Here is a 24,369-nt window from a genome sequence, read left to right on the forward strand (position 1 = left end):
CGGGATCGTACGCGATCCCGATCGGCCGCTGCGGTGGTTTCAGGCGCTCCCGGAATGCGCTCGCACAGCGGACTCGGCGGTCGCCCCCAGGCGTGAACCCGTATCGTGGAGTTCCTCGGCGGTCACGCAGCGGACCTGGTTTCGCCCGTCGCGCTTGGCCCCGTAGAGTGCGTGGTCGGCGGCCCGCAGCAAGGACTCGACCGAGTCGCCATGGTGCGGATACATCGCCGCGCCGACCGACACCGTGACCGGCGGAAGCGGCTCGCCGTGGTGGACAAGGCGAAGCGCCTCGACCGCCGAGCGCACCTGCTCGGCCCGCACCAGGGCGCGGGCCGGCGTGACCTCGGGCAGCACGACGACGAACTCCTCGCCGCCGAAGCGGCTGGCGATGTCGCTCGCGCGCACCACCCGGCGCAGGCGCGAGCCGATGGCCGCAAGCACGAGGTCGCCGGCCTCGTGGCCGTGCTCGTCGTTGAAGCGCTTGAAATGGTCCACGTCGATCATCAGGACCCCCAGGCCGGCTCTGCGTCGGGTCAGGCGCACCGCGCGCAGCAGCTCGCGCCGCAGCGACTCTTCCAGGTAGCGCCGGTTGTAGAGACCGGTGAGCGGGTCGCGGATCGACTGCTCGCGCAGGGCATCGCGCGACTTCATGTTGCCGATCTCGAGGGCGATCTGCGCGACGGTTGCCGCGGTGTAGGCGCTGCGCATCAGCGCGTCGGCCTCCGCGGCGGCGCAGGCGAGCCCGAGCAAGCCGTCGACCTCGCCGTTCACCTGGAGCGGCAACCAGACCGCGCCGCGGCGCTTGCGGCCAGGGTCGTTGCTGGCAGGCAGGGCCCGAAGCGCCGTTCCGGAGGACGCCGGCGGCAAGGGGGCGTGGCCCCAGGCGCATACCCGCCGCAGGGGCGGCGAGCCGGACTCGAACAGGTAGATCGCGCCGCCCGTGGTGTGGAACAGGCACGGCAGGTGCTCGTCGAAGCGCCGCAAGGCCTCGGCCAGCGTGCCAGCAGACTGGAGGGCGCGGCTGAACTCGGCGAGCCGTCGCAGGTGGCGGGCGCAGTGGGAGCGCTCGCCGGGGATCGTCTCCCCGGCCGAGGCGCCCGGTTTGACCGGCCTTGCGTGATGCAGCTCTGGCGCGTTCATCTTGCGCTCCTGGCGGCAGTCTGGAGGAGAGGCACCCTTCCGAAATGCCTTAAGGGAATTCTATAGCGCCGCAAGCGCGCGCGCACCCGCCCTGAACAGGGGGCAGCCGGGAAGAGGGGGAAGGCCGGCCGCCACCGGCAGCGGCGGCCGGCGGCGGATCGTCGGGATCAAGCCGCCTTGCGCTTGCCGAAGCTCCGGCGCCGAAGGTCGGGCAGCACGCTGGCCCGTCGGATTCCGGGCGATTACCGCATGGCGGAATCCCGGGAAGTCCGCCTTGCCCCAGGCGCAAGGCGGCCGGGAGTTAGACTGGCCGCATTTTCCGGCCGGGTGCCGGCGCCGTTGAACCGATCGATTCGAGGAGAGTGTCGATGAAGACCCGCGCAGCCGTTGCCTGGCAGGCTGGCAAACCCCTGACTGTCGAGCAGGTCGACCTGCAGGGGCCGAAGTTCGGCGAGGTCCTCGTCGAGGTGAAGGCCACCGGCATCTGCCACACCGACTGGTACACGCTGTCGGGGGCCGACCCCGAGGGCCTGTTCCCGGCCATCCTGGGCCACGAAGGCGCCGGCGTGGTGGTCGACGTGGGGCCCGGTGTCGGCACGCTGAAGAAGGGCGACCACGTGATCCCGCTCTACACGCCGGAATGCCGGCAGTGCAAGTTCTGCCTGTCGCGGAAAACGAACCTGTGCCAGTCGATCCGCGCCACCCAGGGCAAGGGCCTGATGCCCGACGGCAGCTCGCGCTTCTCGCTCGACGGCAAGCCGATCCTGCACTACATGGGCACGTCCACCTTCGCAAACCACATCGTGGTGCCCGAGATCGCGCTGGCGAAGATCCGCGAGGACGCGCCCTTCGACGTCGTCTGCTACATCGGCTGCGGCGTGACCACCGGCGTCGGCGCGGTGCTCTTCACCGCCAAGGTCGAGGCGGGCGCCAACGTGGTGGTGTTCGGCCTGGGCGGCATCGGCCTGAACGTGATCCAGGGCGCGAAGATGGTCGGCGCGGACAGGATCATCGGAGTGGACCTCAACCCGGCGCGCGAGAAGATGGCCCGCGAGTTCGGCATGACGCACTTCGTCGATCCGAAGAGCGTGGACAACGTCGTCGACACGATCGTGCAACTCACCGACGGCGGCGCCGACTACAGCTTCGAGTGCATCGGCAACACCACCACGATGCGCCAGGCGCTGGAGTGCTGCCACAAGGGCTGGGGCCAGAGCGTCATCATCGGCGTGGCCGAGGCCGGCGCCGAGATCTCGACCCGGCCGTTCCAGTTGGTCACCGGCCGGGTCTGGAAAGGCTCGGCCTTCGGCGGGGCGCGCGGCCGCACCGACGTGCCGAAGATCGTCGACTGGTACATGGACGGCAAGCTGCGGATCGACCCGCTGATCACGCACCGGCTGAGCCTGGCGCAGATCAACGAGGGCTTCGACCTGATGAAGCGGGGCGAGTCGATCAGGTCGGTGGTGGTTTATTGAGCAAGAGACGGGGGACGAAGGCGGGGAGACGGGCATGGCGACCAGGTTGCTGAGCGAGCACGGCTGCTTCGGGGGCGTGCAGGTGTTCCACTCGCACGATTCCGCGGTGGTGGGGCTGCCGATGCGGTTCTCGCTGTTCCTGCCGCCTCAGGCGCGCAAGGATCGGGTGCCCCTGCTGGTGTACCTGGCGGGGCTCACCTGCACGGAAGAGACGTTCCCGACCAAGGCGGGCGCCCAGCGGCTCGCGAGCGAGCTCGGACTGGCACTGCTCGCGCCCGACACCAGCCCGCGCGGGGCGAATGTGCCGGGCGAAGCCGACGCCTGGGACTTCGGGGTCGGCGCCGGCTTCTGGCTCGATGCCATGCGCGAGCCCTGGAACCGCCACTGGCGGATGGAGTCCTGGCTGATCACCGAACTGCTGCCGCTCGTCACGCGCAGCTTCGACCTGGATGGCGATCGGGTCGGCATCTTCGGCCACTCGATGGGCGGTCACGGCGCGCTGACCCTGGCGCTGCGGCACCCCGGGCGCTTCCGCTCGGTGTCGGCCTTCGCGCCGATCGCCGCGCCGATGCGCTGTCCCTGGGGCGTGAAGGCCTTCTCGGGCTACCTTGGCGAGGATCGCGGCCGATGGCGCGCCCACGACGCCAGCGAGCTGATGCAGTCGCAGGCCGAAGCGCCTTTCCCCGGCGGCATCCTGATCGACCAGGGCCTTTCCGACAAGTTCCTGTCCGAGCAGCTGCATCCGGAAGCCTTCGAGGCCGCATGCGCCGCAGTGGGGCAGGCGCTCGAGCTGCGCCGCCACGAGGGCTACGATCACGGCTACTACTTCATCGCGAGCTTCGCAGACGACCACCTGCGCCATCATGCGAAGGCGCTGGGCAAGCCGACATCCACTGGGAGCACGAGTTCATGAGCGAGGCATACATCGTCGCGGCGGTCCGCACCGCCGGCGGTCGCCGCGGCGGGCGGCTTTCAGGCTGGCACCCCGTGGATCTGGCGGGCCGGGTCATCGACGCGCTGGTGGCGCGCAGCGGCGCGGATCCGGCGAGCGTCGAGGACGTGATCCTGGGCTGCGTGAGCCAGGTCGGCGAGCAATCGACCAACGTGGCCCGGAACGCGGTGCTCGCCTCCGGCCTGCCCGAGTCGGTGCCGGGCACCTCGGTGGACCGGCAGTGCGGCTCCTCGCAGCAGGCGCTGCACTTCGCCGCGCAGGCGGTGATCTCGGGCACGATGGACGTGGTGATCGCGGCCGGCGTCGAGAGCATGAGCCGAGTGCCGATGGGCTCGCCGCATGCGCTGGCCGCGAAGGCGGCCATGGGCGACTACATGAGCCCGGCGATCCGCGCACGCTACCCGGGCACGCCGCTGTTCAGCCAGTTCGCCGGCGCCGAGATGATGGCCCGCAAGTACGAGCTCTCCCGGGAGCTGCTCGACGACTACGCCCTGGCCAGCCACCGCAGGGCGGCGGCCGCGGTGCGCGGCGCCGCCTTCGGCGACGAGATCCTGCCGCTGCCGATCCGCACCAGCGACGGCGCGGAGTCCGAAGACATGCACACGATCGACGAAGGCATCCGCTTCGACGCCACGATCGAGGCGATCCGCTCGGTCAAGCTGCTCCAGGAGGGCGGCGTGATCACCGCGGCCAACGCCAGCCAGATCTGCGACGGCGCCTCGGGCGTGATGGTCATGAACGAGCGCGGCCTGAAGGCAAGCGGCGCGAGACCGCTCGCGCGCATCCGCCACATGAGCGTGCTCGGCCACGATCCGGCGATCATGCTCGAGGCGCCGATCCCGGCCACCGCCAAGGCGCTTGCCCGCGCCCGGCTGTCGATCGACGACATCGACCTCTTCGAGGTCAACGAGGCCTTCGCGTCGGTGCCGCTTGCCTGGCTGAAGGCCACCGGCGCCGACCCCGAGCGGCTCAACGCGCGCGGCGGCGCGATCGCGCTGGGCCATCCGCTGGGGGCCTCGGGCACCAAGCTGATGGCCACGCTGGTGCACGCGCTGCGGCAGACCGGCAAGCGCTACGGCCTGCAGACGATGTGCGAAGGCGGCGGTATGGCGAACGTGACGATCGTCGAGGCGCTGCGCTGAGATGCCGCGGGCTTCTTCGCGACGGCGCCTGCTGCGCGGCACGGCCGGCCTCGCAGCGGCCGGCCTGTTGGCCGGCGGGACCTCGATCATCGCGGCGCAGTCGGTGCGGCCGGCCGCGGCAGCGTCGTCCGGCTCCGGCGACATCCCCACCGTGGCTGCGGCCTCGGACCTCAAGTTCGCGCTCGAGGAGCTCGCGGCGCGCTTCACCGGCGAAACCGGCCGCAAGCTGCGCCTGAGCTTCGGCTCCTCGGGGAACTTCGCCCGGCAGATCGAGCAGGGCGCGCCCTACCAGCTGTTCCTGTCGGCCGACGAGGACATGGTCTTCCGGCTGGCCGACAAGGGCCTCACGGTGGACCGCGGCACGCTCTACGCGGTCGGCCGCATCGTGCTGATCGTGCCGCGCGGCTCGCCGCTCGAGACCGACGGCGAGCTGCGCGACCTGGCGGCCGCGCTCGCCGACGGCAGGCTGAAGCGACTCGCGATCGCCAATCCCGATCACGCGCCCTACGGCAAGCGGGCGGAAGAGGCGCTGCGCCACGCGGGCCTGTGGGACGCGATCCGGCCCAGGCTGGTGCTGGGCGAGAACGTTTCGCAAGCCGCGCAGTTCGCGACATCCGGCAGCACCCAGGGGGGCATCGTGGCGCAGTCGCTGGCGCTGTCGCCGCAGGTCGCCAGGAACGCCTCGTTCGCCCTGATCCCGGCCGCGTGGCACCAGCCGCTGCGCCAGAGGATGGTGCTGATCGCGGGGGCAGGCGAGACCGCGCGCGCCTTCCACGCCTGGCTGCAGCAACCGGCCGCGCGCGAAGTGCTGGCGCGTTACGGGTTCTCGGAAGACAAGGAAGAAGGGGGCAGGGAGAAGGGCGCCGGGAGCAGCAGGTGGACTGGAACGCGCTGAACCTGTCGCTTCGGCTGGCGTTCTGGACGCTGGTGTTCCTGCTGCCGATCGGCCTGGTGCTCGGGCGATGGCTGGCGGTCGGCCGATTCGCCGGCAAGGGCGTCGTCGAGGCGCTGCTGGCGCTGCCGCTGGTCCTGCCGCCGACGGTGCTCGGCTACTACCTGCTGGTGGGCATGGGCGCCGAGTCCTCGCTGGGATCCGTCTGGCAGGCGCTCTTCGGCAAGCCGCTCGCCTTCAGCTTCGAGGGACTCGTGGCCGCCTCGGTGGTGTTCAATCTTCCGTTCGCGGTGCAACCAATCCAGCGCGGCTTCGAGTCGATCGCCCCGCAGGTGCGCGAAGCCGCCGCCTGCTGCGGCCTGTCGCTGTCGCGCTCGCTCTGGCGCATCGAGTTGCCGCTGGCCTGGCCGGGCATCCTGACCGCCCTGGTGATGAGCTTCGCGCACACGTTGGGCGAGTTCGGGATCGTGCTGATGGTCGGCGGCAACATCCCCGGCGAGACGCAGACGATCGCCATCGCGATCTACGACCGGGTGCAGGGCTTCGACGACAACGCTGCGGCGCGCATGTCGGCCACCTTGCTGGCCGTTTCGCTCGCGGCCATCGCGGTCTCCTATGTCGCCGGCGGCAGGCTGGCCAGGCGCCATGCCTGACGGTCTCCGCACCGAAGCGCCGCCGCTTCGGGCGCCAGGGCTGCAGGTCTGCCTGGCCCAGCCCGGCCCGATTCCGCTCGACCTGTCGCTGCACTGCGCCCCCGGCGAGCTGCTGTCGCTGGTCGGCCCCTCGGGCAGCGGCAAGACCACCATCCTGCGGGCCATCGCCGGCCTGTACCGACCCTCGAACGGGCGGGTCAGCTGCCGCGACGAGACCTGGCTGGACACCGCGGCGGGCATCGACCTGTCCGCGCGCCGGCGCGCGGTCGGCATGGTCTTCCAGAGCTACGCGCTCTTTCCCCACCTGAGCGCGCTCGGCAACGTGCTCGAGGCGGTCCCGCGAAAGCTGCCCGACCGCGAGGGCCGCGCGATCCGCCTGCTCCAGCGGGTCAACCTGCAGGGGCTCGAGGAACGCCTTCCGGGCCAGCTTTCCGGCGGCCAGCAGCAGCGGGTCGCGGTGGCACGCGCGCTGGCACGCGAGCCCGCGGTGCTGCTGCTCGACGAACCGTTCTCCGCGGTCGACAAGGTGACCCGCGAGAAGCTGTACGGCGAACTGGCCGAGTTGCGCCGCGCGCTCGCCATCCCGATCCTGCTGGTCACGCACGACCTCGACGAGGCCACGCTGCTGTCCGACCGGCTCGCGCTGCTGTCGCGAGGCCGGGTCCTGCAGGCCGGCGCGCCGCTCGAGGTGCTGCACCGGCCGCGCAGCGTGGAGGTGGCCCGGCTGGCAGGCATGAAGAACATCTTTCCGGCACGGGTGCTGCGCCACGACCCGGACGAGGACACGACCTGGATCGCCTGGGAAGGCCTGCCGGTCCGGGCGCCGCTGGCCGACTCGCTGCGCGCGGGCGAAGAGGTCGCCTGGGCGATCCCCACCGATGCGGTGCTGCTGCTTTCCGCGTTCCGGCCCACGCCGCCCGGCGACACGCGGTTCGACGCGCGCATCACGCGGATCATCGCGCTGGGCGCGCAACTGCACGTCACGGTTCAGCCTTTCGACCGCCCGGGCCTGCCCATGACATTGACCGTGGCCCGCCACATCGCCGAGCGGCAGGCGCTGCGCGAGGGCGATCCGGTGCCGCTGCGCCTGCGCAGCCGCAGCATCCAGCTGATGCCGCCCGCGCCCGGTGCCGCGAGTCGCATGGCAGAATCGGCAGGGGATTGAGGCAGGACAACGCGGGAAATGGCCGCATGAGAGAAGATTGTCCTGACGCGGCGCCACTGCGACGGGCAGTGCCGGCTGAGTCGCCGCCCTCACGGATCACACGAGTTTTTCACGCAGGAGGTCCCTCATGAACGAACAACGCGCACAACAGAAGGAAAAGCTGGTCGCCGACATCAAGACGGTCATGGCCGAACTCGACGAGCTGGTCCGCGACTCCGCCTCGGACGTCGGCGACGATCTGGTCGAGCTGAAGGGCAGGCTGCGCGACCAGGTCAGCGCAGCCCGCGAGACCCTGTCCGATCTCGAGTCCCGGGTCGCCGATCGGGCCAAGTCCGCCGCGCGCGCCGGCGACGAGTACGTACGCGACCACACCTGGACCTCGATCGGCATCGCGGCCGGCGTGGGCGTGGTCATCGGCCTGCTGCTCAACCGCCGCTGAACCGAAGCGCACCGGCCCCGATGATTCGGCGCATCCTCGCTTCGCTGCTCGGCACGCTGCGCGTTCGGCTCGAGCTCGCGGGCATCGAGCTCCAGGGCGAGATCGACCATGTCGTGCGGGCGATCGCGATGGCCCTTGCCGGCGCCTTGCTGCTCTGCATCGGCGTGGCATTCGGGGCGATCGCGGTCGTCGTCGCGCTCTGGGAGACCCACCGCGTGCTCGCGCTGGCCGGCTTCGCGATCCTGTTCGCGAGCGGCGGCGCGGCGCTGCTGTGGCTGCTGGCGCGCGTCTCGCGAGACCGGCCGCCGATGTTCGCGGAAACGGCGGCGCAGTTCGAGCAGGATCGCCAGCGCCTGGGCGCGGCGCCTCCGGTTCGCCGGCAAGGCGGCGAAGGACCCAAGCGATGAGCCGCTCCGATCCGGACGACCTGCGCGCCTTGCGCAAGCGGCTGCTGGTTGCCGAGTCCATGCTGATGCGCGAGCGCCTGGCGCGCGACATCCGCGAATCGACGCGCCCGCTGAGGCTGCTGCGCGAATCGATGGTCGCGGCAGCCTCGACCGTTCCCGGGCGCTCACTGCTCGGCTTCGTCGTGCCCTGGCTCTATTCCCGCTGGCGCCGCAAGCCGTCACCGACCAAGGAGAGTTCCCGATGAAACCCACCTGGATCGTCGTCGCCAATGCCTTCCAGGCGCAGCTCTACGAACGCGCCAAACCCAGGGATCCGCTCCAGCCGCTGGAGTCATTCGTCCACCCCGAAAGCCGCCTGAAGAGCGCCGAGCTCAACGACGACCAACCTGGCAGCACCATGACCCAGGGCGGCGGCCACACCGCCTATTCCCCCGCGGTGGAAATGAAGGACAAGGAGCAGGAGAAGTTCGCGCGGCAGATCGTCGACCGCCTGCAACAGGGCGTGCACGGCGACCGCTGCGGCGCGCTGGTGCTGTTCGCCTCCCCGGCCATGCTGGGAATCCTCCGCAACCTGCTCGACGGCCCCAGCGCCAAGCTGGTCCAGCACAGCGCCGCGATCGACCTGACCGCGTTCAGCGGCCGCGAGCTCGAGACGCGGATCGCCCAGCAACTCGAGCGCTGAGGCCTGACCGGGCCCGCCCCCGGCGGGCTGCATCGCGTGACCCGCCCCTTCGGGGAGCGCGGCTCAGGCGGGCCCGCTGCGATAGGGTTCCTCGAAGGCGAGAAAGTCCTTCTCCGCCAGGGCGAGCTCGATCCAGGCGGCCACCCCGGGGGCATTCGTCACGCGTTGCGCATAGGCGCGGCAGTCGTCGTCGAGCGGCAGCGCATACGTCCGGGCCCGCATCACCACTGGCGCGAAGAATGCGTCGGCGATGCCGAAATCCCCGAACAGGAAGGGACCGCCCGAAGCCGAGAGACAGTCGCGCCACAGGCGGCGAACCCGTTCGAGGTCGGCCGCCGCATCACCGCGCTCGGCGAGCAGCCGGGCGCCCACGTCCGGCAGGCTGGCCTCGATGTTCATCGGAAAGCAGGCCCTGAGCGCCTGGAATCCCGAGTGCATCTCGGCGGCCACCGAGCGCGCGCGGGCGCGCGCCGCGGCCCGCTCGGGCCACAGGCGCCGCTCCGGGAAGCGTTCGGCGAGGAACTCGGCAATGGCCAGCGTGTCCCAGACCAGCAGTCGCGCGCCGTCGACCTCGGCTTCGAGCACCGGCACCTTGCCGGTCGGGCTCAGCTCGGCGATCGCGCGCTTGAAGGCCGAGCCCGGCTCGAAGGAGTCGAAGCGCACCACGACCTCCTCGCAGGGGATGCCGGTCTGTCGAATCAGCACCGAGGGCCGCATCGACCACGACGAGTAGTTCCTGTTGCCGATGTACAACTTCATGAGTGGCTCCTTCATCTTCGTCAATCCTCGTCCGGGTTGTGCATGCCGGGTGTTGTCGGCGCCTTGGCTCAGCGCGTAGAGTCTGCGCGATCGAGCGCCGCTTGCGAAGCCCGCGGCGCTCGACGACGAAGCGCATACAAGACAAGGATCCGCTCATGAGCGACATATCCCACGGCACGGGCCGCGTGCTCACCCTCTGGACGCCCGAGGACAAGGCCTTCTGGGAGGCCGAAGGCAGGGCGATCGCCAACCAGAACCTGTGGATCTCGATCCCCGCGCTCTTCCTGGCCTTCGCGGTCTGGATGGTCTGGAGCGCGGTGGTCACGCAATTGCCGGCAGCCGGCTTCGAGTTCACCACGGACCAGTTGTTCTGGCTCGCCGCAATACCCGCGCTCTCCGGGGCCACCCTGCGGATCTTCTACTCGTTCATGGTGCCGATCGTGGGCGGGCGGCGCTGGACGGTGCTGTCCACCCTGTCGCTCCTGATCCCGGCCATCGGCATCGGCCTCGCGGTCCAGGACCCCGAAACGCCGTACTGGGTCATGCTGCTCCTTGCCGTGTTCTGCGGCTTCGGCGGCGGCAACTTCTCCTCGTCGATGGCCAACATCAGCTTCTTCTTCCCCAAGGAGCGAAAGGGCTCGGCGCTGGGCTTGAATGCCGGGCTGGGCAACCTGGGCGTGTCCTCGGTGCAGTTCATGGTGCCGCTGGTCATCGCGGCGGGCATCTTCGGCTGGTTCGGCGGCGACCCGCAGATCGTGCAACTGGCCGACGGCGGCACGCGCAAGATCTGGCTGCAGAACGCGGCCTTCGTCTGGGTGATCCCGATCGTGATCACCTCGCTGCTGGCCTTCCTCATGATGAACGACATCGCCGACGCGCGCAGTTCGTTCAGGGACCAGGCGGTGATCTTCGGGCGCAAGCACAACTGGCTGATGTGCTGGCTCTACCTGGGCACCTTCGGATCGTTCATCGGCTTCTCGGCGGGCTTTCCGCTGCTGATCAAGTCGCAGTTCCCGAACGTGAATCCGCTCGAGTTCGCCTGGATGGGGCCCTTCCTCGGAGCGGTGATCCGGCCCTTCGGCGGCTGGCTGTCCGACAAGCTCGGCGGCGCGCAGGTCACGCTGTGGAACTTCGTGGCCATGATCGTCGGCGTGATCGGCGTGCTGCAGTTCCTGCCCGAGGGCGGGCAGGGCGGCAATCTCACCGGGTTCTTCGTCTCGTTCCTGGTGCTCTTCGCCACCTCGGGCATCGGCAACGGCTCGACCTTCCGGATGATCCCGGTGATCTTCATGGACGAGGCGATGGAGTCCGTGAAAGGCAAGGGCCCCGAGGTGCAGGCGGCCGCGGTCAAGGAAGGCAACATGCTGGCGGCCGCGGTGCTGGGCTTCAGTGCGGCCATCGGCGCCTATGGCGGCTTCTTCATCCCGAAGACCTACGGGATGTCGATCACGATGACCGGCGGCGTGCAGGCCGCCCTGTGGGGCTTCATCGTCTTCTACTTGACCTGCGTGGCGACCACCTGGTGGTTCTACGCCCGCAAGGGCGCCGAGCGCCCCTGCTGAGGGACCTGATCGAGACCGTCCACCGGGATCTTCAGGTAGCTGATCCCGTTGTCCTCGGGCGGCGGAAACCCGCCCGCGCGGATGTTCACCTGGATGGCGGGCAGCATCAGCCGCGGCGTGCCCAGCGTGGCGTCGCGACGCTGGCGCATGGCCACGAAGGTGGCCTCGTCGATCCCGTCGCGCACGTGGATGTTGTCGCGCCGTTCTTCGGCCACCGTTGTTTCCCACCGGATGGCGCGGCCATCGGGCGGATAGTCGTGGCACATGAAGAGCCGGGTCTGTGGCGGCAACGAGAGCAGCTTCTGGATCGAGCGGTACAGGGTGGCGGCGCTGCCGCCCGGGAAATCGCAGCGGGCGGTGCCGTAGTCGGGCATGAAGAGGGTGTCGCCCACGAAAGCGACCCGGTCGTCCTGGTCTTCGACGACATAGGCCAGGCAGGCCGGCGTGTGGCCGGGCGTGTGCATGACCCGAACCTGCAGCGAGCCGATCGCGAAGCATTCGCCGTCGGGGAACAAGCGGTCGAACTGGCTGCCGTCGCGCGCGAACGCCGGCCCTTCGTTGAACAGCTCGCCGAAGCGGCGCTGCACCTCGCGGATGCGCTCGCCGATGCCGATCCTGCCACCCAGCGCGCGCTTGAGGAAGGGCGCGGCCGACAGGTGATCGGCATGGGCGTGGGTCTCGAGGATCCACTGCAGCCTTGCGCCGAGCGCCTGCACGCGATGCGCCAGCCGACGGGCGCTGGTGTCGTCGGTGCGGCCCGAAGCCGGGTCGAAGCCGAGCACCGGGTCGACGATCGCGCAGTGCCCGCTCGATCCGTCCAGCACCAGATGACTGAAGGTGGCGGTGTCCTCGTCGAAGAAGGACTCGATCTGCAGGCGCGTGGCGGTCATCGGGCGGCTCCGGGCAGGGTTGCAGACGCAGGCCAGCTTACACAGCTCGAGCGGCGCTGTCCCCGCCGATGACGGGCTTCGTGTCGCCGAGGAACCGGTGCGGCGGCACCTGGTTCGACACGAAGGAGTCCGCCCCGGTCGCGGCGGCGCCAGCGCCGATGCCGCCGGCGGCGATCGGGAGCTTGCGGCGCTCGGACTCGCGCGGCACTCCCGCGTCACCCGACGAGGCGTGGCAGAAAAGGGCGGCCGAACTGGCATCGGAGATGGCAGGCTCCATCGGCGAAGAGAGCTGATGCCTTCCGGATCCAGGGATTGCTTAGGCCATGACGGATAGAAATATTTCTTTTAATTCATATATTTATGAATCATATATAAGAATGATTCCAGATGATTCTTGACTTGAAACGTCAAGATTGGCATTGGCAAGTGCCGATTTCGGCAGATGTTCTCGGCGTGTTCATCCGCCATATCTGGCAGGAACCTGCTTCCGGGCCTTACCATGAGCCTCTGCAGCCCACCGGGAGTCGTGATGTCCCTTTCTCCGGAGCTGATCTCCTATCTGGAAAGCCTCCCCGAGCCGCATATCCTGTTCGATCGGGGCTACCGCATCCTCGCCGCCAATGCCGCGTACCGCAGGGCCTTCAGCCCGGAGGGCTCGGCACTCGGCCGGACCTGCTACGCGGTCTCGCATCGTTTCGAGGCGCCGTGCGACGAATCCGGTGAATCCTGCCCCCTGGCGAGAGCCCGGGAGAGCGGCCGGCGCGAGCGCGTGCTGCACCTTCATCACACACTGCATGGCGAGGCCTACGTCGACATCGAGCTGACCCCCGTGCGCGACGCCTCGGGCGCGATCGCCTATTACGTCGAGAAGATGCAGCCGCTCGGGAGCGTCCGGGCATCCGAGGGAGGCGAGCGCCTGATCGGCCGCTCCGAAGCCTTCCGCAGCCTGATGGCGCTGATCTCCCGGGTGGCGCCGTCCGATGCGTCGGTGCTCCTGCGCGGCGAATCCGGCACCGGCAAGGGACTCGTGGCCCGCGCCATCCACGAAGGCAGCAATCGTGCCTCGCGACCGCTGGTCGTGGTCGACTGCGCCAGCCTGACCGAGTCGTCGTTCGAAAGCGAACTCTTCGGGCACGAGCGCGGCGCGTTCACCGGCGCCAGCGCGGCCCGGGCAGGACTGGTCGAGGCCGCGGACGGCGGCACGCTGTTCCTCGACGAGGTGGGCGACATTTCGCTGGCGATGCAGATCAAGCTGCTGCGGTTGCTCGAGTCCGGCACCTGGCGCCGCGTCGGCAGCACCGAGCTTCGGCGCGCGGACCTGCGAATCGTCTCGGCCACCCACCGCGACCTGCACTCGATGATCGCCGACGGCCGCTTCCGCCAGGATCTGTTCTTCAGGCTGGAAGTCTTCCCGATCCATCTGCCGGCGCTGCGGGAACGGCGCGAGGACATCGCGCTGCTGGCCGAAGCCCTGCTGGGGAGGCTGGCGCCGCGTCGCGCGCTGGCGCTTTCCGGCGACGCGCTTGCCCGGTTCGCCGCCTACGATTTCCCGGGCAACGTGCGGGAGCTTCGCAACCTGCTCGAGCGCGCAGCGCTGCTGTGCGACGGCGCACGCATCGAGCTCTCCCACATCGACCAGGCGATGGAAAGCTGCCGACCGTGGCGGGCGGGCGGCGAGAACCCAGGCGCCCAAGAAGCGAGCCCGCCCGCAGCCACGACCCTGGCCGCCCTGGAACTGGCGGCGCTCGACGAACAGTTGCGCCGCCACCACGGCAGCCGAGCGGAACTGGCCAGGCGGCTCGGAATCAGCGAACGTTCCCTCTATCGAAAGCTGCGCGCGCTGCGGGCAACGCAGGCATCTGACAACGGAACACCGAAGGAGAGCGAACCCGGATGAGCGATTTCTGGGATCAGCGCTACGCCGAAGCAGGCTACAAGTACGGCACGGCGCCCAATGCCTTCCTCGTCGCGGAGGCGGAGCGGCTGCGACCGGGCGGCTGCGTGCTCCTGCCCGGCGACGGCGAGGGTCGCAACAGCGTCTGGCTGGCCCTGCGGGGCCACAACGTCCTGGCGATCGACTCGTCTGCAGTCGGCCTGGAGAAGGCCCGGATGCTGGCAGCCGGGCAGGGCGCCCAGATCGCCACATTGCAGGCGGATCTGGCCGAGTGGCGGCCGGAGCCGGGCAGCGCCGACGCAGTGGTCCTGACATTCGTTCACCTGCCGTCCTCGGTCCGCCGCGCGGTGCACCATGCGATGGCCGAGGCGCTGGGGCCGGGCGGCTGGCTGATCCTCGAGGCCTTCGACCGGGCACAGCTGGGCCGGTCCAGCGGCGGGCCGAAGGACCCGGACATGCTCTACCCGCTGGAGGCCGTGCAGGCGGACTTCGACGGCCTGCTTCGCGAGGAACTCGCCTGGGCGGGCGAGGTCACGCTCGACGAGGGGCCGGGGCACCGGGGCGCAGCCAGGGTCGTGCGCTACCTGGGCCAGCGGCCGGCATAGGGCATGAAGCTGGCCTTGCAGGCCCCCTGGTTCGCCGGCCTGCTCGTTGCGGGGGCGCTGGCGGCCTCGGCCGAGTCGCGTATCGAGTGCGCAGGCACCTCCGTCTCGGCGCGCGCCCCAGACCGGGAAACGGCCATGCATGCCTGCGAGGCCGCGGCGGCAGCCACGCGCTTCCTGTCCGGCATGGGGCTCGACGTGTCCGCGCCGATCGAGTTGCGCATCGTTGCCGCGCTGCCCGACGGGGTTGGCGCCAGCGCCATCGGATGCTTTGTCCGGGAGCAACGGACCGCCTGGGTGCTGATCGAATCCGAGTGCCGGAACCCGGCTGCCGTCTTCGAGCTGCCGATGAGCAAGGCCCTGCATCGGAGTGTCGTCGCGCACGAGATCGGTCACGCGATTGCCGGGGCGAACTTCAGCGTCGCGCGACCCGAACCGGTTGCCCAGGAGTACATCGCCTACGTCACCCAGCTTGCCACGATGCCTCCCGAACTTCGCAATCGTGTGCTCGAGCGATACCCTCGCAGCAGCAGCGAGGGCCCCGGCCATCTCAACGGACCGGTCTACCTGATGGATCCGTCCCGGTTCGCCGCGATCGCGTGGCGTCATCATCTCGGACCGGACGGTGGCGCCGCGTTCATCCGCCGGGTCCTCGACGGCCGGGCGCTCGCCGACGTCTGGTGAGCGATACCCGCCCGCGCGAGGACCGACGCACCGGTGAGAACCGGAACGAGCCGCTCATCGCCACCATCTCGGTGCAGCCGCTGATGCCGAGCGTCGCCGGCCGGGCCAGCGCCGCCAAGGCGACCGGCGTGCGGCCGATGCGGCTCCCGGCTTTCGACTCGGTGTTTCCGTTCATGGCAATCTCCCCGGCTGAGCGGGCGCCGAACGGGCCCGTGCGACTCGGGATGAACCGCGGCCCGCGGCCTGCCATCGCCCGATCGAGGGATGGCGACGATTCGAGAGGAGAATTCATGGAACTGCAGAGCCTGCTGGAGCGCTTCGCGGCCGCCGCAAGCGCGCACGATTCGAGCGCCTTTGCCGCGCTGTTCACCCCGGACGGCAGCTACGACGACTACTTCTTCGGTCGCCACCAGGGCCGCGACGAGATCGCCGCGATGCTCGACCGATTCCACGTCGGCGGCGAGGATTTCCTCTGGGAGTTCCGGAATCCGGTCTGCGACGGCACCACCGGCTACGCCGGCTACCTGTTCAGCTACCGGTCGAAGGAACCCGAGAGCGCAGGGCGCACGATCGTGTTCGAGGGCATCGCCCGGTTCACCCTGCGAGACGGCCTGATCGCGCACTACGCCGAGGCCTTCGACCGGGGCGTGGCCTTCAGCCAGCTCGGCTACGCGACCGAGCGGATCGGCAAGCTGCTGGGCCGCCATGCGCGCGAACTCGGGCAGCGCGAGGAGGTCGCCGCGCACCTGGCACGCCGCCCGAGCCGGGCAGGCTAGCCGGCCCTGAGCGACAATCCGGGCAAGCCGGGGCGCTCTCTGCCAGAATTGCGCCCCGACATCCTGCGATCCGGCTCCCCCGGGGCCACCGGAGCACTCACCTTGACCTGCCTGGAAAACCGCCTGCGCGCGCTGACGCCCGACGCCCTGCGCGGGCTGCTGCGCGGCATCGAGAAGGAAAGCCTGCGCACGAACCCCGACGGCATGCTGGCCGACACCCCGCATCCCGCCGCCCTGGGCTCGGCGCTGACGCACCCGAACATCACCACCGACTTCAGCGAGTCGCAGCTCGAGCTGATCACCGGCGTCCACGCCGCGGCCACCGACTGCGTGCGCGAGGTCACCGAGATCCACCAGTACGTGTACCGGCACATCGGCGACGAGCTGCTGTGGGTGGCGAGCATGCCCTGCAAGCTGCCGGAGGACGACCGGATCCCGCTGGGCCGCTACGGCAGCTCCAACGTGGGTCGGGCCAAGACGGTCTATCGACAGGGCCTGTCGCATCGGTACGGACGACGGATGCAGACCATCTCGGGCATCCACTACAACTTCTCGCTGCCCGATTCGGCCTGGCCGCTGCTGATGCAGGCCGAGTGCAGCCGCGCCGGCGAGCAGGACTTCCGCAGCGCCGCCTACTTCTCGCTGATCCGCAACTTCCGCCGCCACTCGTGGCTGCTGCTCTACCTGTTCGGCGCCTCGCCGGCCACCTGCGCGAGCTTCGTCGAAGGGCGCCAGCATGGCTTGCGGCAATTGGCCGGCGGCACGATGTACCTGCCGCACGCGACCTCGCTGAGAATGGGCCCGCTGGGCTACCAGAGCGACGCCCAGGCCTCGCTGGCCGCCAGCTTCAACTGCCTGGACAGCTACGCCGCCTCGCTGCGACGGGCGCTCAGCGAACCGTATCCGGCCTACGAGGCCATCGGCATCCACGACGGTGGCGGCCTTTATCGCCAGCTGGCGACCACGCTGCTGCAGATCGAGAACGAGTTCTACGGCACGATTCGGCCCAAGCGGCGGATCCGCTCGGGCGAGCGCCCGCTGCACGCGCTGGCCGAGCGCGGCGTCGAGTACGTCGAGGTCCGCTGCATGGACCTGAACCCGTTCGAGCCGGTGGGCATCGACGCCGGCACGATGCAGTTCCTCGACGTGTTCCTGCTGCACTGCCTGCTCGCCGACAGCCCGAAGGACACGCCGGAAGAGATCGCGGGGATCTCCTACAACCAGCATCGCGTCGCCCAGCACGGCCGCGACCCGGCGCTGAAGCTGCGGCGTCTGGGCGCGAACGGCGCCGCGCCGCAGGAGATCGGCGTGGCCGACTGGGGCCGGCAGCTGCTCGCCGAATGCGCGCCGATCGCGATCGCCCTCGACGAGGCCCGCGGCGGCAGCGCACATGGCGACGCGCTGGCCCGCGCCGAGGCTGCGCTCGCCGACCCGTCGCTCACGCCGTCGGCCCGGGTGCTCGACACGATGCGCCGCGAGCACGGCAATTCCTTTCCGGCCTTCGCGCTGGCGGCCTCGAAGCGGCACCGCGAAACGATCCTGGCCCGGGCGTTTCCGGAGGCGCTGCGCGCGCGCTTCGAGCGGTTGGCCGAAGCCTCGCTGGCCGAGCAGCAGGCGATCGAAGCGGCCCAATCGATGCCCTTCGAGGAGTACCGGCAGCGCTACCTGGCCGGCACGCTGCCGATCGGGGACTGAGCCGCTGACAAGCGGCGCTTCAGGTTGCCGAAGCGCCGGCGGTACTGGGCCGGGGTCAATGCCACCCGGCGCCGGAACAGCCTGCCGAAGAAGCTGGCGTCCTGGTAGCCGACCTCGAAGGCGATTGCCTCGATCGACGCGTCGCTCGCCTCGAGCATCTGCTTGGCTTCCTCGAGCCGCAGCGTGTGCACGTACTCGATCGGGCTCATCCCGGTGGCCTGCGCGAAGCGGCGCTTGAAGGTGCGATCGGGCATCCCGGACATCGCGGCCATCTGCGCGACCGGGGACTCGCACTGGTAGTTCGACGCCAGCCATTGCTGGCAACGGGCGATGACCGGATCGGCCGCCGGCTCGCCCCGCGTGAGCGACGCATAGGCGATCGGGCTTGTCGGGTTCCAGTCGAACATGTTGATCCGGGCGACCTGCATCGCAGCTTCTGCGCCCGCGTGCCGGGCGATCAGCGCGAGCGCGAGCTGGTGCCACGCGATGCCGCTGCCGGCCATCACGATCCGCTGCCCGGCGCCGCTCATCACCAGGCCGCGATCCGGATGCCAGCGCACGCCCGGATACTGCCGGCTCAGCGCATCGCAGTAGGCCCAGTGCGAGGTGGCGTCGAGCCCTTCCAGCAAGCCGGTGCGGGCCAGCAGCGCGGCGCCGGAGCAGGCCGAGGCCAGCAACGCCCCTTCGGCATGGCGCTCGCGGACCCAGTCCGCGGCCGCGTCGTACACGCCGTCCAGCTTCGCGCCCGGCGCGATCGCGAGGTCGGTGATGCAGACGATGTCGGGTCGGGGGCAGCCGGCAAACGCGGCCTCCGGCACGATGCGCACACCGTTGGCGGCGGTGAACGGTTCGCCGTCGACCGAAACGACCAGCGGCCGGAAGGGGGACCGGGCCGTGCCGCCATGGACCATCTGCCAGTCGCGCCCGACGCCGCACAGCGTGTCGTGAAACCCGTACAGCGTGGCCGCGGTCACGTCGGGGACCGCGAGCAGCGCGACGACGATGGGCCGGGACGATTCCGCCATGGCACGAATGTCCGTTTTCTTGCAGAAAACACTTTAGTGCAAAGGCGCCGGTGGCGGGAGACTTCCGTCATCGAAGGAGAGACGCCATGACCCTGGCCGACCAGCACGGACACCCCGTTTCGGGCGCAAGCCCGGAGAGCCTCGCCTGCTTCGAGCAGGCGTCCCACGAGCTTCGCTGCTTCATCGCCGACCCGGTGGCCACCGTCGACCGCGCGCTCGAGGCCAGCCCCGACATGACGATGGCGCACATCCTGAAGGCCTGGCTGCACCTGCTGGGCACCGAGCCCGCGGGCATCGCGGTGGCGCGGGCCTGCCACGAGGCGGCGACCGGGTTGCCGGCCACCGAGCGCGAGCGCGCCCACCTGGAGGCGGTCCGCCTGTTGGCGGACGGACGCTGGCACGCCGCGGGCAGGGTGCTCGAAGACCTGAGCATCGCCTGGCCGCGCGACCCGCTGGCACTGCAGGCCGGGCACCAGATCGACTTCTTCACCGGTCATTCCCGGATGCTGCGCGACCGGATCGCCCGCGCGCTTCCGGCGTGGAATGCCGCGATGCCCGGCTACCACGCCGTGCTCGGCATGCACGCCTTCGGCCTCGAGGAGACCGCCGACTACGACCAGGCCGAGCGCCAGGGGCGCCGCTGCGTCGAGATCGAGCCGCGCGACGCATGGGGCTGGCACGCGGTCGCCCACGTGATCGAGATGCGCAACCGGCCGCAAGACGGCATCGCCTGGCTGCAGCCGAATTCGGCCAGATGGGCCCCGGAGAGCTTCCTGGCCGTCCACAATTGGTGGCACCTTGCGCTCTACCATCTGGAGCTGGGCGATGTCGACGAGGTGTTGCGGCTGTTCGACGGGCCGATCTTCGGCGCGCGATCGACGGTCGTGGTCGACCTGATCGACGCCAGCGCAATGCTGTGGCGCCTGCAGATGCGCGGCGTGGACGTCGGCGATCGCTGGCAGGCGGTGGCCGACAACTGGGCGCCGATCGCCGGCGCCGGCAACTACGCCTTCAACGACATGCACGCGATGATGGCCTTCGTGTCCACCGGCCAGCGAGCGCTGCAGCAGCAGTTGCTCGAGGCGCAGGAGGCCGCGCTGGCGGGCGACGCCGACAACGCCGCCTTCACCCGCGACGTCGGGCGTCCGGCCGCGCTCGCGATCCGCGCCTTCGGCGAGGGCGACTACGCGCAGGCGATCCGGCTGCTGCGCCCGATCCGAAGCATTGCGCACCGCTTCGGCGGCAGCCACGCCCAGCGCGACGTGATCGACCTGACGCTGATCGAGGCAGCGCTGCGAAGCGACGACCCGGCGCTGGCCAGGGCGCTGGTCAACGAGCGTGTCGGCTTGCGCCCGACCAGCCCGCTGAGCCGGCTGTTCGCGAGCAGGGCCGAGGGCCGGGACCCTGCCGGCAGGCTGGCGCCAGGTTCCGGCAAGCGCGCCGCATGATTGGCCGCTCACAGGGGCTGTTTCGCACGCGCTGGAGGGGTCGCCTTCGGGCGCGGGCGATACCGGGAGCTTGCCATGACGAACACCGCTCCGGTCGCGGCCCACTACGGGCGCGAGGGCCTGCTCGCCGCCTTCGAGGCGGGCGTCGCGGCGCTCGGAAAGTCTCCGGCGACCGTCTCGATCGACGATCTCGCGCCGGCCGACGAGTTCCACATCGGCCGCCGTGAAGCCAGCATCGAGTTCCTCGACCAGCTGGGCCTGGCCGCTGGCCAGCGCGTGCTCGACGTCGGCTGCGGGCTCGGCGGTCCGGCGCGATTCGCCGCCGACCGATACCGGGTCCTCGTCAGGGGTGTCGACCTGACGCCGGCCTACGTCGAGGCGGGCAAGGCGCTGACGCGCTGGACGGCGCTCGACGGGGCGGTCGACCTGCAGGTCGCCGACGCGACGAGCCTTCCCTTCGACGATGGCAGCTTCGATGCCGCCTACATGATCCACGTCGGGATGAACATCGCGGACAAGCGCGCGCTGTTCGGCGAGGTCGCGCGCGTGCTGCGGCGGGATGCGCCCTTCGGCATCTACGACGTCATGCGCGCCGGCGGCGGCGCGCTGGCCTATCCGCTGCCCTGGGCGACGAGCGCTGCCACCTGTGCAGTCGCGACGCCCGCTGCCTACCGCGAAGCGCTCGAGGCCACCGGCTTCCTGCTGATCGCCGAGCGCGTGCGACGCCAGTTCGCGCTCGACTTCTTCGCGCGCCTTCGGGCGCGGCTGGCGTCGTCCAAGGGGCCGCCGCCGCTGGGGCTGCACCTGGTGATGGGCGCGGACACGGTTACGAAGATCGGCAACATGGCCGCCAGCATCGAGGGCGGGCTGATCGCGCCGGTCGAGATGATCGCCCGCCGGCGCTGACGAGCAGGCGGACCGCGCCGGCTCACTGCTCCTGGAGGCGGTAGATGTACTCGACGAGCAGGTTGATCGAGTTGCGCACGTAGGCCTCCTCGCTCACCGTGCCGAAGCGCGACATCGCCCGCGCCTGGGCCTGGTAGTCGCGGCCCCAGATCGGCATCTCGCCGGTGCCGTGCCCGCGCACCGCCTTGCGGCCGTCGATGATCTGGTAGATGTGCTCGGCCGGGAACACGCCGCCGTTCCTCCTGGCGAGGGTGGTCAGGTCGGCGGGCGGCATGGTGAGGAACTGCTTGAAATGGCCGTCGCCCTTGCCGGCGGGGCCGTGACAGCCGGAGCAGTTGTTGACGTACTCGGCCTTGCCGTAATCGACGTCGGCGGATTGCGCGAAACCGGCGCTGGACAGGGCGAGGAGGGCGACTGCGGCCAGGGCGCGGCCGGCGGGCAGAGCGTTCATGAGTGTCTCCTGGTGGCGGCGGCGGCGGCCGGCGCGAGCGCGATTTCCGATGCGCGCTTGCGGCGATCATCCGGCCGGCCGCGCCGCCAGGGATTGACACCGATCAAGCAGGCTCCACCGGCGCCTCGCCTGCCAGGAAACGCTCGACCAGTCGGGTCCAGAACGCCGCGCCCACGGTGAGGTTCGCGTCGTCGAAGTCGTACTTCGGGTTGTGCAGCATCGGGCAGTCCTCGCCATTGCCCAGACGCAGGAAGCAGCCCGGCTTGTGCTGCAGGTAGAAGCCGAAGTCCTCGCTGCCGGTCACCGGACCGAAGGGCGTGACCACCTTGTCCTCGCCGACCAGCTCCCTGGCCACGCCGATCGCGAACCCGGTCTCGGCGGCGCTGTTGACCACCACCGGATAGCCTCGCTGGTAGTCGATCTCGACGCTGCCGCCATAGCCCTCGACGTGGCGCTTCACCAGCCCGATGATCCGCGCCTCGAGCCGCTCGCGCACCGCCGGATCGAAGGAGCGGATGCTCAGCTCCATCGTCGCCGAGTCGGGGATCACGTTGGCCGCGATCCCCGCGTGCACGGTGCCGATGGTCACGATCGCGGTCTGCGTGGGGTCGATGTTGCGCGACACCACGGTCTGCAGCGCCATGATCAGGCTGCCGGCGATCATCACCGGGTCCACCGACAGGTGAGGGCGGGCCGCGTGGCCGCCCTTGCCGCGGATGACGATCTTCGCGGTGTCCGAGGCCGACATGAACGGGCCCGAGCCGAACAGGAAGGTGCCCGCCGCCACGCCCGGATGATTGTGCAGCCCGAAGATCGCGTCGCAGGGGAAGCGATCGAACAGGCCGTCGGCGATCATCCGCTGCGCGCCGCTGTCCTGGCCCGCTTCCTCGGCGGGCTGGAAGACCAGGTGCACGGTGCCGGAGAAGTTCCGGGTCTTCGCCAGCTGCTTCGCGGCGCCCAGCAGCATCGTGGTGTGGCCGTCGTGGCCGCAGGCGTGCATGACGCCGGGCACGCGGCTCGCGTGCGGCTTGCCGGTCTCCTCGGCGATCGGCAGTGCATCCATGTCGGCGCGCACCGCCACGCTGCGCGGGCCGTCACCGGCCATCAGCGTGCCGACCACGCCGTGGCCGCCGACCTTGCGGGTGACCTGGTATCCCCACTCGGTCAGCAGCGTGGCAACCAGTTCCGAGGTCTCGACTTCCTCGAAGGACAGCTCCGGCTTGCTGTGCAGCCGGTGCCGGGTCTCGCGCAGGAAGCCGGCCGAGCCCGACAGGTCCCCGAGCTGGCAGAAGCAGGCCCAGGGCGCGTTCATGCGGCCTCCCGCTTCGGGGTGCCGCCCGCGCCGAGATCCCAGTAGAGCCCGGTCATCATCGCGAGGCCCTCGCGCAGGATCTCCGGCGGCAGGTGCTCGTTGGGCGCGTGCTGCGAGCAGCCCGGGTAGGAATGCGGCACCCAGACGGTGCGCAGCCCGAGAACGTCGGTGAAGATGTCGTTGGGCAGCGAGCCGCCCAGGTTGGGCAGGATCGCCGGCTTCTTGCCGCTGGTCTGCGCGATCGAGGCCACGGCCCATTGCACCCAGGCGTCGTCCGGATCGATCCGGGTGGCGTGGAACATCTCCTCGCGGGTCGCGGCGATCTTCACCATCGGGAAGCCCTGCCGGTCCAGGTGGCGGCGCAGCGCCGGCAGGATCTGCGAGGGATCGATGCCGACCACGAAACGCAGCTGGCAGCGCGCCCAGGCACGCGGCGGAATCGCATTGACCGGAGTGTCCGGGTTGCCGGTCTTGTACGCCAGCACCTCGAACGAGCACCAGCCGAACACGCGCTCGGCCGGCGACAGCCCTGGTTCGCCCCACCACGGCTCGATCTCGGGGCCGTCGGCGCCGCCGTCGACCTCGCAGTCGGCCAGCGCGCGGCGCACCGAGGCAGGAAGCTCGGCCGGCACCCACTCGGGAATGCGGATCTGGCCGGTCGGCCCGCAGAGGCTGGCGATCGCGTGCGCGAGCTGGATGCCCGGGTTCGAGATCAACCCGCCCCAGTTGCCGGAATGATGGCCGCCCTGGCGCGCCTCGATCGTCAGGTCGAAGTTCATGCTGCCGCGCGAGCCGAGAAACACGGTGGGACGATCGGGCCGCAGGCGCGGGCCGTCCGAGGCGATCAGCAGGTCGGCGGCGAAAGCCTCGCGGTGCGCCTCGCAAAGGGCCTTCAGGCCCGGCGAACCGGTTTCCTCGCCCATCTCGATCAGGTACTTGGCGTTGAAGCCCAGCCGGCCACGCTCGGCCAGCACATTGGCCATGGCCTGCATGTTGATCGTGTGCTGGCCCTTGTTGTCGGCGATGCCGCGCCCGTACCAGCGGCCGTCGTGCTCGGCGAGCTTCCAGGGCGAAAGCCCGTCTTTCCACTCGGGTTCCAGGCCTCGGATCACGTCGCCGTGGCCGTAACCGAACACCGTGGGCAGGGCGGGATCCTCGATCCGCTCGGCGAACAGGAAGGGCGCCTTGGCCCTGGGGTGGGTCAGCGTGCGGCAGGTGAAGCCCATGGCCTCGAAAGCGGGCTGCATCTCGGCCGACAGATAGTCGGACAGCGCCTGCGCCCGCTCCGGGTTCTGGCTCTCGGTGGGAATCGCGATGCGGCGGGCGAGGATCTTGCGGAACTCGCCGGAATCGAAATGCTTCTCGGCGCGGGCGATGGCTGCGGCGCGGCTCATGTCGTTGGTCCTGTCGTCTGGGCT

At 70.2% G+C, this 24,369-nt stretch carries 26 protein-coding genes; 18 read left to right on the plus strand and 8 right to left on the minus strand.

Going from position 1 to position 24,369, the window contains the following annotated elements; all coding sequences use genetic code 11:
• Positions 1-39: 39 nt before the first annotated feature.
• Positions 40-1,140 carry a GGDEF domain-containing protein gene (locus tag FHP08_RS05330; protein WP_147703290.1) on the minus strand — a complete coding sequence of 367 codons (1,101 nt, stop codon included), beginning with the start codon at positions 1,138-1,140 and terminating at the stop codon, positions 40-42.
• A gap of 368 nt (positions 1,141-1,508) precedes the next feature.
• Between FHP08_RS05330 and FHP08_RS05335 the strand changes: the two genes are divergently transcribed.
• The 10 genes from FHP08_RS05335 to FHP08_RS05380 all read left to right on the plus strand — a co-directional run bounded on the left by FHP08_RS05335 (position 1,509) and on the right by FHP08_RS05380 (position 8,947).
• A complete protein-coding gene (locus FHP08_RS05335; protein WP_147703291.1) occupies positions 1,509-2,615 on the plus strand; it encodes an S-(hydroxymethyl)glutathione dehydrogenase/class III alcohol dehydrogenase in 1,107 nt (368 codons plus the stop codon).
• A gap of 34 nt (positions 2,616-2,649) precedes the next feature.
• Positions 2,650-3,528 (plus strand): S-formylglutathione hydrolase, encoded by an 879-nt coding sequence (gene fghA, locus FHP08_RS05340; RefSeq protein WP_147703292.1) that lies wholly within the window; start codon positions 2,650-2,652, stop codon positions 3,526-3,528.
• Entirely contained in the window at positions 3,525-4,709 is a 1,185-nt protein-coding gene (locus FHP08_RS05345) for an acetyl-CoA C-acetyltransferase (protein WP_147703293.1), read from the plus strand. Before fghA ends, FHP08_RS05345 begins: the two co-directional genes overlap by 4 nt.
• Position 4,710: 1 nt before the next feature.
• On the plus strand, positions 4,711-5,604 hold the full coding sequence (gene modA, locus FHP08_RS05350; protein ID WP_147703294.1) for a molybdate ABC transporter substrate-binding protein: 894 nt from the start codon (positions 4,711-4,713) through the stop codon (positions 5,602-5,604).
• Positions 5,586-6,254, plus strand: coding sequence for a molybdate ABC transporter permease subunit (modB, locus tag FHP08_RS05355; protein ID WP_147703295.1), 669 nt, complete (start codon positions 5,586-5,588; stop codon positions 6,252-6,254). Before modA ends, modB begins: the two co-directional genes overlap by 19 nt.
• Positions 6,247-7,419 (plus strand): ABC transporter ATP-binding protein, encoded by a 1,173-nt coding sequence (locus tag FHP08_RS05360; RefSeq protein WP_147703296.1) that lies wholly within the window; start codon positions 6,247-6,249, stop codon positions 7,417-7,419. The genes modB and FHP08_RS05360 overlap by 8 nt, the downstream gene beginning before the upstream one ends.
• Before the next feature lie 127 nt (positions 7,420-7,546).
• Positions 7,547-7,858: a DUF883 family protein gene (locus tag FHP08_RS05365; RefSeq protein WP_147703297.1), complete on the plus strand. Its 312-nt coding sequence runs from the start codon at positions 7,547-7,549 to the stop codon at positions 7,856-7,858.
• Positions 7,859-7,878: 20 nt separating this feature from the next.
• Positions 7,879-8,265, plus strand: a complete 387-nt coding sequence (locus FHP08_RS05370; protein ID WP_147703298.1) for a phage holin family protein — start codon at positions 7,879-7,881, stop codon at positions 8,263-8,265.
• On the plus strand, positions 8,262-8,510 hold the full coding sequence (locus FHP08_RS05375) for a hypothetical protein (RefSeq protein ID WP_147703299.1): 249 nt from the start codon (positions 8,262-8,264) through the stop codon (positions 8,508-8,510). Before FHP08_RS05370 ends, FHP08_RS05375 begins: the two co-directional genes overlap by 4 nt.
• Positions 8,507-8,947, plus strand: a complete 441-nt coding sequence (locus FHP08_RS05380; RefSeq protein WP_147703300.1) for a host attachment protein — start codon at positions 8,507-8,509, stop codon at positions 8,945-8,947. Before FHP08_RS05375 ends, FHP08_RS05380 begins: the two co-directional genes overlap by 4 nt.
• A 63-nt stretch (positions 8,948-9,010) precedes the next feature.
• Here the strand turns inward: FHP08_RS05380 and FHP08_RS05385 are convergent, their stop codons facing one another.
• Complete coding sequence (locus tag FHP08_RS05385) at positions 9,011-9,706, minus strand: glutathione S-transferase family protein (RefSeq protein WP_225879042.1); 696 nt, start codon at positions 9,704-9,706, stop codon at positions 9,011-9,013.
• Positions 9,707-9,861: 155 nt separating this feature from the next.
• Here FHP08_RS05385 and FHP08_RS05390 point away from each other — a divergent pair, with 155 nt between their 5' ends.
• Positions 9,862-11,268: a NarK family nitrate/nitrite MFS transporter gene (locus FHP08_RS05390; protein ID WP_147703302.1), complete on the plus strand. Its 1,407-nt coding sequence runs from the start codon at positions 9,862-9,864 to the stop codon at positions 11,266-11,268.
• Here FHP08_RS05390 and FHP08_RS05395 read toward each other — a convergent pair.
• Both FHP08_RS05395 and FHP08_RS05400 read right to left on the minus strand, forming a co-directional pair.
• The gene (locus FHP08_RS05395) at positions 11,235-12,158 is read right to left on the minus strand and encodes an MBL fold metallo-hydrolase (RefSeq protein ID WP_147703303.1); all 924 of its coding nucleotides are present in this window, start codon (positions 12,156-12,158) and stop codon (positions 11,235-11,237) included. The genes FHP08_RS05390 and FHP08_RS05395 overlap by 34 nt on opposite strands.
• A 37-nt stretch (positions 12,159-12,195) precedes the next feature.
• Entirely contained in the window at positions 12,196-12,435 is a 240-nt protein-coding gene (locus FHP08_RS05400; protein WP_147703304.1) for a hypothetical protein, read from the minus strand.
• Positions 12,436-12,687: 252 nt separating this feature from the next.
• Between FHP08_RS05400 and FHP08_RS05405 the strand changes: the two genes are divergently transcribed.
• The 5 genes from FHP08_RS05405 (at position 12,688) to gshA (ending at position 17,809) form a co-directional block, all read left to right on the plus strand.
• Positions 12,688-14,055: a sigma-54 interaction domain-containing protein gene (locus tag FHP08_RS05405; RefSeq protein ID WP_147703769.1), complete on the plus strand. Its 1,368-nt coding sequence runs from the start codon at positions 12,688-12,690 to the stop codon at positions 14,053-14,055.
• Positions 14,052-14,657, plus strand: a complete 606-nt coding sequence (locus FHP08_RS05410; RefSeq protein ID WP_147703305.1) for a class I SAM-dependent methyltransferase — start codon at positions 14,052-14,054, stop codon at positions 14,655-14,657. The genes FHP08_RS05405 and FHP08_RS05410 overlap by 4 nt, the downstream gene beginning before the upstream one ends.
• A 3-nt stretch (positions 14,658-14,660) precedes the next feature.
• On the plus strand, positions 14,661-15,338 hold the full coding sequence (locus tag FHP08_RS05415; RefSeq protein WP_147703306.1) for a DUF6639 family protein: 678 nt from the start codon (positions 14,661-14,663) through the stop codon (positions 15,336-15,338).
• A 290-nt stretch (positions 15,339-15,628) separates the two neighbouring features.
• On the plus strand, positions 15,629-16,114 hold the full coding sequence (locus FHP08_RS05420) for a nuclear transport factor 2 family protein (protein ID WP_147703307.1): 486 nt from the start codon (positions 15,629-15,631) through the stop codon (positions 16,112-16,114).
• 102 nt (positions 16,115-16,216) lie between these two features.
• The gene (gene gshA / locus FHP08_RS05425) at positions 16,217-17,809 is read left to right on the plus strand and encodes a glutamate--cysteine ligase (RefSeq protein ID WP_147703308.1); all 1,593 of its coding nucleotides are present in this window, start codon (positions 16,217-16,219) and stop codon (positions 17,807-17,809) included.
• Here the strand turns inward: gshA and FHP08_RS05430 are convergent.
• The gene (locus tag FHP08_RS05430) at positions 17,776-18,834 is read right to left on the minus strand and encodes a GlxA family transcriptional regulator (protein WP_147703309.1); all 1,059 of its coding nucleotides are present in this window, start codon (positions 18,832-18,834) and stop codon (positions 17,776-17,778) included. The two genes, gshA and FHP08_RS05430, sit on opposite strands and share 34 nt — an antisense overlap.
• 86 nt (positions 18,835-18,920) lie before the next feature.
• Between FHP08_RS05430 and FHP08_RS05435 the strand changes: the two genes are divergently transcribed.
• Entirely contained in the window at positions 18,921-20,282 is a 1,362-nt protein-coding gene (locus tag FHP08_RS05435; RefSeq protein ID WP_147703310.1) for a tetratricopeptide repeat protein, read from the plus strand.
• Positions 20,283-20,357: 75 nt separating this feature from the next.
• On the plus strand, positions 20,358-21,188 hold the full coding sequence (locus FHP08_RS05440; protein WP_147703311.1) for a class I SAM-dependent methyltransferase: 831 nt from the start codon (positions 20,358-20,360) through the stop codon (positions 21,186-21,188).
• 22 nt (positions 21,189-21,210) lie between these two features.
• On the opposite strand, the gene FHP08_RS05445 is transcribed toward FHP08_RS05440, so the two are convergent.
• From FHP08_RS05445 to FHP08_RS05455, 3 genes are all read right to left on the minus strand, one after another.
• The gene (locus FHP08_RS05445) at positions 21,211-21,639 is read right to left on the minus strand and encodes a c-type cytochrome (RefSeq protein ID WP_147703312.1); all 429 of its coding nucleotides are present in this window, start codon (positions 21,637-21,639) and stop codon (positions 21,211-21,213) included.
• A gap of 103 nt (positions 21,640-21,742) precedes the next feature.
• Entirely contained in the window at positions 21,743-22,951 is a 1,209-nt protein-coding gene (locus FHP08_RS05450; RefSeq protein ID WP_147703313.1) for a M20 aminoacylase family protein, read from the minus strand.
• Positions 22,948-24,345, minus strand: coding sequence for a M20 family metallopeptidase (locus tag FHP08_RS05455; RefSeq protein ID WP_147703314.1), 1,398 nt, complete (start codon positions 24,343-24,345; stop codon positions 22,948-22,950). Before FHP08_RS05455 ends, FHP08_RS05450 begins: the two co-directional genes overlap by 4 nt.
• Positions 24,346-24,369: the final 24 nt, after the last annotated feature.

The sequence above is a fragment of the Zeimonas arvi genome (genome assembly GCF_008039575.1).
In the GTDB taxonomy this organism is placed as follows: Bacteria; Pseudomonadota; Gammaproteobacteria; order Burkholderiales; family Burkholderiaceae_E; genus Zeimonas; species Zeimonas arvi.

Coding starts and splice junctions, on each gene's coding strand:
- FHP08_RS05400 (WP_147703304.1), bottom strand. CDS start 12,435: ATGGAGCCTGCCATCTCCGATGCCAGTTCGGCCGCCCTTTTCTGCCAC.
- FHP08_RS05330 (WP_147703290.1), bottom strand. CDS start 1,140: ATGAACGCGCCAGAGCTGCATCACGCAAGGCCGGTCAAACCGGGCGCC.
- FHP08_RS05395 (WP_147703303.1), bottom strand. CDS start 12,158: ATGACCGCCACGCGCCTGCAGATCGAGTCCTTCTTCGACGAGGACACC.
- FHP08_RS05345 (WP_147703293.1), top strand. CDS start 3,525: ATGAGCGAGGCATACATCGTCGCGGCGGTCCGCACCGCCGGCGGTCGC.
- FHP08_RS05335 (WP_147703291.1), top strand. CDS start 1,509: ATGAAGACCCGCGCAGCCGTTGCCTGGCAGGCTGGCAAACCCCTGACT.
- fghA (WP_147703292.1), top strand. CDS start 2,650: ATGGCGACCAGGTTGCTGAGCGAGCACGGCTGCTTCGGGGGCGTGCAG.
- FHP08_RS05445 (WP_147703312.1), bottom strand. CDS start 21,639: ATGAACGCTCTGCCCGCCGGCCGCGCCCTGGCCGCAGTCGCCCTCCTC.
- FHP08_RS05415 (WP_147703306.1), top strand. CDS start 14,661: ATGAAGCTGGCCTTGCAGGCCCCCTGGTTCGCCGGCCTGCTCGTTGCG.
- modA (WP_147703294.1), top strand. CDS start 4,711: ATGCCGCGGGCTTCTTCGCGACGGCGCCTGCTGCGCGGCACGGCCGGC.
- FHP08_RS05440 (WP_147703311.1), top strand. CDS start 20,358: ATGACGAACACCGCTCCGGTCGCGGCCCACTACGGGCGCGAGGGCCTG.
- FHP08_RS05450 (WP_147703313.1), bottom strand. CDS start 22,951: ATGAACGCGCCCTGGGCCTGCTTCTGCCAGCTCGGGGACCTGTCGGGC.
- FHP08_RS05385 (WP_225879042.1), bottom strand. CDS start 9,706: ATGAAGTTGTACATCGGCAACAGGAACTACTCGTCGTGGTCGATGCGG.
- FHP08_RS05365 (WP_147703297.1), top strand. CDS start 7,547: ATGAACGAACAACGCGCACAACAGAAGGAAAAGCTGGTCGCCGACATC.
- FHP08_RS05435 (WP_147703310.1), top strand. CDS start 18,921: ATGACCCTGGCCGACCAGCACGGACACCCCGTTTCGGGCGCAAGCCCG.
- FHP08_RS05370 (WP_147703298.1), top strand. CDS start 7,879: ATGATTCGGCGCATCCTCGCTTCGCTGCTCGGCACGCTGCGCGTTCGG.
- FHP08_RS05405 (WP_147703769.1), top strand. CDS start 12,688: ATGTCCCTTTCTCCGGAGCTGATCTCCTATCTGGAAAGCCTCCCCGAG.
- FHP08_RS05380 (WP_147703300.1), top strand. CDS start 8,507: ATGAAACCCACCTGGATCGTCGTCGCCAATGCCTTCCAGGCGCAGCTC.
- FHP08_RS05375 (WP_147703299.1), top strand. CDS start 8,262: ATGAGCCGCTCCGATCCGGACGACCTGCGCGCCTTGCGCAAGCGGCTG.
- FHP08_RS05420 (WP_147703307.1), top strand. CDS start 15,629: ATGGAACTGCAGAGCCTGCTGGAGCGCTTCGCGGCCGCCGCAAGCGCG.
- FHP08_RS05390 (WP_147703302.1), top strand. CDS start 9,862: ATGAGCGACATATCCCACGGCACGGGCCGCGTGCTCACCCTCTGGACG.
- FHP08_RS05455 (WP_147703314.1), bottom strand. CDS start 24,345: ATGAGCCGCGCCGCAGCCATCGCCCGCGCCGAGAAGCATTTCGATTCC.
- FHP08_RS05430 (WP_147703309.1), bottom strand. CDS start 18,834: ATGGCGGAATCGTCCCGGCCCATCGTCGTCGCGCTGCTCGCGGTCCCC.
- FHP08_RS05410 (WP_147703305.1), top strand. CDS start 14,052: ATGAGCGATTTCTGGGATCAGCGCTACGCCGAAGCAGGCTACAAGTAC.
- FHP08_RS05360 (WP_147703296.1), top strand. CDS start 6,247: ATGCCTGACGGTCTCCGCACCGAAGCGCCGCCGCTTCGGGCGCCAGGG.